The sequence below is a fragment of the Psychromonas sp. genome (assembly GCF_041586535.1).
Taxonomy (GTDB): Bacteria; Pseudomonadota; Gammaproteobacteria; order Enterobacterales; family Psychromonadaceae; genus Psychromonas.
In genome coordinates, this window is the sequence record NZ_JBFGZY010000181.1 from 1 (window position 1) to 6,645 (window position 6,645).

6 protein-coding genes are annotated in these 6,645 nt (G+C 40.7%); 4 read left to right on the forward strand and 2 right to left on the reverse strand.

Annotated elements, in window-relative coordinates; all coding sequences use genetic code 11:
• Positions 1-1,161: 1,161 nt before the first annotated feature.
• The 4 genes from ABZA00_RS15770 (at position 1,162) to ABZA00_RS15785 (ending at position 5,923) form a co-directional block, all read left to right on the forward strand.
• Complete coding sequence (locus ABZA00_RS15770) at positions 1,162-1,980, forward strand: HAD-IIB family hydrolase (protein WP_372883110.1); 819 nt, start codon at positions 1,162-1,164, stop codon at positions 1,978-1,980.
• 19 nt (positions 1,981-1,999) lie between these two features.
• The gene (locus ABZA00_RS15775; protein ID WP_372883111.1) at positions 2,000-3,226 is read left to right on the forward strand and encodes a glycosyl transferase; all 1,227 of its coding nucleotides are present in this window, start codon (positions 2,000-2,002) and stop codon (positions 3,224-3,226) included.
• Positions 3,227-3,381: 155 nt separating this feature from the next.
• A complete protein-coding gene (locus tag ABZA00_RS15780; RefSeq protein WP_372883114.1) occupies positions 3,382-5,037 on the forward strand; it encodes a sugar phosphorylase in 1,656 nt (551 codons plus the stop codon).
• Positions 5,038-5,263: 226 nt separating this feature from the next.
• Positions 5,264-5,923 carry a protein-L-isoaspartate(D-aspartate) O-methyltransferase gene (locus ABZA00_RS15785; protein ID WP_372883112.1) on the forward strand — a complete coding sequence of 220 codons (660 nt, stop codon included), beginning with the start codon at positions 5,264-5,266 and terminating at the stop codon, positions 5,921-5,923.
• A 3-nt stretch (positions 5,924-5,926) separates the two neighbouring features.
• Here ABZA00_RS15785 and ABZA00_RS15790 read toward each other — a convergent pair whose 3' ends face one another.
• Positions 5,927-6,454 (reverse strand): MarC family protein, encoded by a 528-nt coding sequence (locus ABZA00_RS15790; RefSeq protein WP_372883113.1) that lies wholly within the window; start codon positions 6,452-6,454, stop codon positions 5,927-5,929.
• A 69-nt stretch (positions 6,455-6,523) separates the two neighbouring features.
• Positions 6,524-6,645: transposase (locus ABZA00_RS15795; RefSeq protein WP_372883115.1), on the reverse strand; the 122-nt coding region annotated here is incomplete at its 5' end.

A 6,645-nucleotide genomic window follows, 5' to 3' on the forward strand; every position in this document is an offset into this window, starting at 1 on the left:
ATGCTAGCTAGACATAAAACTACGTTTTAGTCTTTGTTATTGATTTTGTAATTAGAACAACTAGTTACTGCAATCAATGCCTTGCTTTCATCCATTTTTTCTACGCCTAAATAGATCATCTAATTATCGGAATTGGTATAATTTGAACGTTGGAGTTTAAGGCAATGGTCAGAAGGGCCGAAGTCATTTACGCCAGTTTAGGTTTATGAGCGGGACAGGCTCTGCTGTCCCTGTATATGGCACCATCGAGTCACGAACAACACTTTCTTTATCTTATTTTTCTTGCTGTTGAGAAGCATAACTCCCCCAAACTACGAAACTACGTTTCGGTTTCTTATCGTCTACCCGCCGTCAGGGCGAAACCATCTTGAAAAGCACCGCTAGCTAAAAACTAAGTCCCGACATTAAAGTTTACTGATGCTAAAGAGCACTAAAACTGTCTTAAGCCAGCTTCCTTCCGCTTCGATCGCTATTCTCTGTCAGGTTCCAATGGATAAAATTGAATTATAGGTAGTTCTACATAGATATTTGATAACAACGCAGATCAATACAATTTGGCTTGTCCTGCGGGGGGCGGCTCGAAACCAGTATTGCGTTACAGCACTCGATAAGAGAATAATCATTATCCTCATGCCGCGCCTTACTCCGGTCTCCGAGCCGGGGCCAGAGAAGCGCCTCGAAGGGGGATGGGGATATATTCCCTGCGTAAATTTCTGACCAGTAAAACCGGAAGTGTTGTTGATTATATTCATGCTTACACAGAGAATTATTTTATTGTTACACAGGTTTAATTGCCTTTGCATTGATCTATTTTTTATATTTATCGCACCGATTTGGTGCTTTTTTGCGATAAAACCTCTAGTTGCTAACTTACCAATATTTTTAATGAAACAGAAATACAACTTAATTTACCTTTATTTTCAATGTGATATTGTTTTTTTTGTTTGGTGATTCGTCTGATTTTTGGAATTTGGCTTAATTATTGCTTTTTAACTATTCATGGTATGGCGATCGGCCATCAATGCTTTTTTCATCTATGCAAAACAATCAGGGCAAACAGTTTAGCGTCTAAAGCTTGATAACTACAGGTAATCTGCTAGGTTGATTTTGTATAGTTATTAAACTTCACAGCGTACAGAGTTGGTTATAACAGAGGGTAAAATGCATAATAAAACACTCATATTTACTGATTTAGATGGCACATTACTGGATCATCACACTTATCAAACTGAAGCTGCGGACGGGACTATTGCTCAGCTTAAATCTAAAAATATCCCTATTATCCCCAATACCAGTAAAACGCGTGACGAACTGTTATTGATTCGTAAAGATTTACAACTCAATACACCTTTTATCAGTGAAAATGGTGCGGCCGTATATATACCCGTCAACTATTTTAAAACACAACCTCCGGGCACCGAGGTTCAGGATGGTTTTTGGGTTAAGGCATTTTCCCGCCCTAAAGAATTCTGGCTGTCTTTATTAACTCTGGAGGCAAAACAGTTTAGCGCTGATTTCCATGGTTTTTCACAAATGAGTGTTGAGCAATTGGCTGATTTAACCGGATTGAGTATAAATGATGCGGCATTAGCTAAACAGCGTTTATACGGTGAACCGGTTAACTGGTTGGGTTCTCAGCAAGCTAAACAGGATTTTATTAAACATATGCACTTGTTAGGTGCGAATGTGCTGGAAGGAGGACGTTTTTTACATATCAGCGGCAATTGCGATAAAGGACAGGCGCAAATCTGGTTAGCCGAGCAATATAAAATCAATCAGCCTGAATTTACCTTTACGACTATTGCACTCGGCGATAGTCATAATGATATTGCCATGTTAGAGGCTGCTGATATTGCTGTTCTGATCCGTTCTCCCGCGCATGATTTTCCAACCTTACAAAAAGAAACCGATATTTATAAGAGTAGTGAATATGGCCCAGCCGGCTGGGCGGAATGTTTGCAAAAAATAATTTTTAAATAACATTTAAGGAACTCTGATTATGGCTGATTTTTATCAAAACGGTATTGTTACGACAATGCATCATTTATCGCAACGAAGTAATGAAGACCTTGAAGCTGAACTGTTGGAATTTTCAAAAATAAGGCCGATGGGACTTATATTACCTTCCTTATATTCTGAGTTAGAGGGGACTGCATTACCCGCCATCATTGAACATTTGAGCCAGACAAAATATTTATCTGAAATTGTAATCGGGCTGGACAGGGCGGATGAAGCGCAATATCGCCAAGCCCTGAAATTCTTCAATAAATTACCCCAACAGCATAGTGTGTTGTGGAATGACGGACCGCGACTGCAGGCATTAGATGCGAAACTGCAGAAGTTGGGCCTGGCTCCAAAAGAGTTAGGAAAAGGTCGCAATGTCTGGTATTGCATGGGTTACACCTTAGCGACAGGTCGCAGTGAGTCCGTGGCATTACATGATTGTGATATTTTAACTTATGACAGAAAGTTACTCGCGCGATTACTTTACCCTGTGGCCAATCCACAATTTAATTATGAATTTTGTAAAGGTTTTTATGCGCGTGTTGCAGATGGAAAAATTAACGGACGAGTTTCCAGATTACTGGTCACTCCTTTGATTAAAGCGCTTAAAAAGACTGTCGGGCATCACGAATACTTAGACTTTATTGATAGCTTTCTCTACCCACTTGCCGGTGAGTTTTCATTCCGCCGTGATGTGCTAACCGATTTGCGTATTCCGAGTGACTGGGGATTGGAAATTGGTGTACTGTCAGAAATGCATCGTAATTACGCCAGCAACAGGATCTGCCAGGTCGACATTGCAACGACCTATGATCATAAACATCAGGATCTGTCGCTTGACAATAGTGAAGGCGGATTATCAAAAATGTCTATTGATATCACCAAAGCTTTCCTGCGCAAACTGGCTACTCAGGGGGAAATTTTCAGCACTGAAAATATCCGTACCCTTAAAGCCGCCTATTATCGAACCGCGTTAGATTATGTGGATATGTACCGTAATGACGCCGTGATGAATGGTTTGATGCTGGATATACATAATGAAGAGACAGCAGTGGAAATGTTCTCTGAAAATATCATGACGGCAGGGCAGCACTTCCTGGAAAACCCGATGGAGACGCCTTTTATTCCTTCATGGAACAGGGTACTGAGTGCAATGCCTGATTTTTTAGAGCAACTTAAGGAAGCAGTGGAGTTAGATCAAATCGAATTCAGTAAAGGTTAATCAATAATATAAGGATAATTATGTCTGGTGTTAAGCGTACATCCAAAAAATTGAAAAATTTACAAAACAAGTTAAATCAACAGCTTGTCAGTATCTATCAGGATATTGATTTAGCGGTTGGTTTTGATCAGTTAAGTGATCAATTAATATCTTTGATGCGTCTGGATCAGACATGTTATACACCCGTTGTTGCGCAAAATAAGTGGTCAGAAGAGGATATTATTTTGATCACTTATGCAGATAGTCTGCTTGAGGAGGACAAAAAACCGTTAGTAACTCTGCAGCACTTTATCAATAAATACTTAGGCAAAACAGTTAATAGTGTGCATGTATTGCCTTTTTTCCCTTATAGCTCAGATGATGGTTTTTCGGTTATTGATTATTCCAGTGTGAATGAATCATTTGGTGACTGGTCAGATATTCAGGTAATAGCTAAAGACAGACGTTTGATGGCGGATCTGGTGATCAACCATTGTTCCAGTCGTAGCGCCTGGTTTGAAAATTTCATTAGGGGGGAGGGGATAGGACACGATTATTTCTATACGGCGAGTCCGGATGATGATCTTTCCCAAGTTGTCCGGCCGAGGACTTCGGAGTTATTGAGAGAAACGGAAACAGGAAAAGGGCTGCAGCATGTCTGGTGTACTTTCAGCCATGACCAGGTTGATTTTGATTTCAGAAACCCGGCCGTATTAGAAGCCTTCGTGTCTATTATTCGCTTATATCTGGATATGGGGGTAAAGATCTTCCGTTTAGATGCCGTTGCATTTTTATGGAAAACAATCGGTAGTGAGTGTATTAATTTGCCGGAAACGCATAATGTTATCCGTTTACTGAGAACTTTGATTGAACATGCACAGCCTGATGCCATTATTATTACAGAAACCAATATACCCAATATTCAAAATTTAACTTATTTTGGTAATGCTAACGAAGCGCATGCCATTTACAACTTTTCACTGCCGCCTTTATTAGTAAATACCCTCGTCACTGGTGATTGTTTACATCTTAAGCGCTGGATGATGAGTATGCCGCCTGCGCAAAACGGTACCTGCTATTTTAATTTTATTGCTTCTCATGACGGCATTGGTTTACGTCCTGCCGAGGGGTTGTTAAGTGATCAGGAATTAAACACCCTGGCCGTTACGATGGAGAGTTTTGGCGGCAAAACCTCCTGGCGGACAACCGATAACGGACAGCAGAAACCTTATGAAATCAATATTGCCCTATTTGATGCACTGCAGGGTACCGTTGAGGGCGAAGACAAACTGGGCTTGGAGCGGTTTATTTGTGCTCACGCTATTATGCTTGGTATGGAGGGTATACCGGGGATATACATACATAGCCTGCTAGGCACCCGGAATGACTATGAGAAGGTGGAAAATACGCAGCATAATAGAGCGATTAACCGCCACCGCTGGGATTATGAAACGTTACAGGAAAACCTATCAGATAGTGCTAATCCCCACAAAGTTGTTTTATCTACCCTGAAAAATTTAATTAATATTCGGATCAGGCAAAAGGCATTCCACCCTAATGCGACACAATTTACGCTGCATTTAAGAGAGCAACTGTTTGGTTTCTGGCGACAAAGCCAGGATAGGAGACAAAGTATTTTTTGTATCAGCAATATAAGTAAAGATACAGCGGAACTTTCTCTTAGTGAACTGAATATGATTAGTACTGAAAACTGGTATGAGTTGATCAGTGGAGAACAAATTAGCACTTTACAATTAACCATCAATTTGCAGCCTTATCAAACGCTATGGATAAGTAATATTGAAAATAATGCTGAAAAAATAGAGCAATAGCCGTATCTGGGGATTTGTAATGCCGTGCTGTCAATAATAGAGTCAAAATAGGGTTATTACAGCAAGGTTTTTGATTGTTTAATAGCCGGCTATTGGGATGAAAAAACAAGGATGTTTTATTGATTTTAACCAGCAGGGTGAGCAGAGAGTTAAACAGAATGCTATGAGCCGTGATAAATAAGCTATTATTTTAATATTCGCTTTCAACAATTGAGTTGGTTAAAATTTGTCAAGAGAAGAAATAGCTTATTCACAGCAAAGAGAGTTAATGCTCAGTCAGCAAATTGTTGGACGCGGCATTAGCGATCCTAACGTCTTGAATGCCATGAAAGCCGTACCGAGGCACCTTTTTGTACCGCAACACCTTTTGACGGAGGCTTATGCTGACTATCCGTTGTCGATCGGATTTCAGCAAACCATCTCTCAGCCTTACATTGTCGCGCTGATGACCGAGTCCCTACAAGTCGGGCCTGATCATAGAGTGCTGGAAATTGGCAGCGGTTGTGGCTATCAAACCGCTGTTTTAGCGGAAATAGCCGCGCAGATATACTCGATTGAAATCGTGCCGGATCTGGCACATCGCGCAGCCAAAAACCTGCTGTCATTAGGCTATCAGAATGTGCATTTGAAGTGTGGCGATGGTTTGACCGACTGGGCCGAGTTGGCTCCTTTTGATCGTATTATTGTCACCGCTGCTCCCTTGTCATTGCCTATGTTATTGGTAAAACAACTAAAAATCGGTGGTATTATGGTGATACCTTTCGGCGATTTTTCACAGATTTTGTACCGTATTTTGCGCAAATCAGAAAACCAAATAGAACAGCAGATTTTAGCGCCGGTCAGATTTGTTGCTATGACGGGTAAAGTTGAACAGCAAAACAGCTGAACCTTATCCTGAAAAAGTCGGAATAATACCTCTGATACCATCAATGAACATCTGCACCGACATGATCAGCAGTAACATGCCCATTAACCTTTCCAATGCTGTTAAACCTTTTGTTCTCAAAAACTTGTATAGATGGGGAGAAAACAGCAGTACCAGCGCAGTTACCGCCCATGCAAGAAGCAATGATAAAAACAGCTTGCCGGTATGCTCTGTATTGGTTTTTGCTAATACCAACAGAGTTGCAAGAGCTGCAGGACCGGCAATCATCGGCATCGTAATGGGGACGACTAAAGGTTCGCTTAAGTCCTTTGAAGCAAACATATTTTCACCACTGGGGGAGGGGAAAATCATCTTTAATGATATAACAAAGAATATGATCCCTCCGGCAATGGTTACCGCCTGCGAAGACAGGTGAAACAAACTTAAAAAATTTTCACCAAAAAATAGAAAAACTACCAATATAGAGAAACCAATCAACATCTCTCTGATAATTACTTTTCTATGGCGTTGTTTATCTACTGTTTTTAGCAAAATAGCCGTAAACCCTCGCCCTTCTTTTTAGGGCGGGGATATAAGGCGAAAGTGTAGTCGCACTTTAAATCATGCAGGTGTGGATTGACTATCCACATAATTTTTCAAAGTTTCTATCGTAGCCCCTCCTGCGCTGCAAGCAAAATATGACCGCGACCATAAAGCTGCATTTTTACTTTGCCTAGTTAAAT

What these genes read in the sequence shown, in the direction of transcription:
- ABZA00_RS15775 (WP_372883111.1), top strand. Translation starts at nt 2,000, where the DNA reads ATGGCTGATTTTTATCAAAACGGTATTGTTACGACAATGCATCATTTA.
- ABZA00_RS15770 (WP_372883110.1), top strand. Translation starts at nt 1,162, where the DNA reads ATGCATAATAAAACACTCATATTTACTGATTTAGATGGCACATTACTG.
- ABZA00_RS15780 (WP_372883114.1), top strand. Translation starts at nt 3,382, where the DNA reads ATGCGTCTGGATCAGACATGTTATACACCCGTTGTTGCGCAAAATAAG.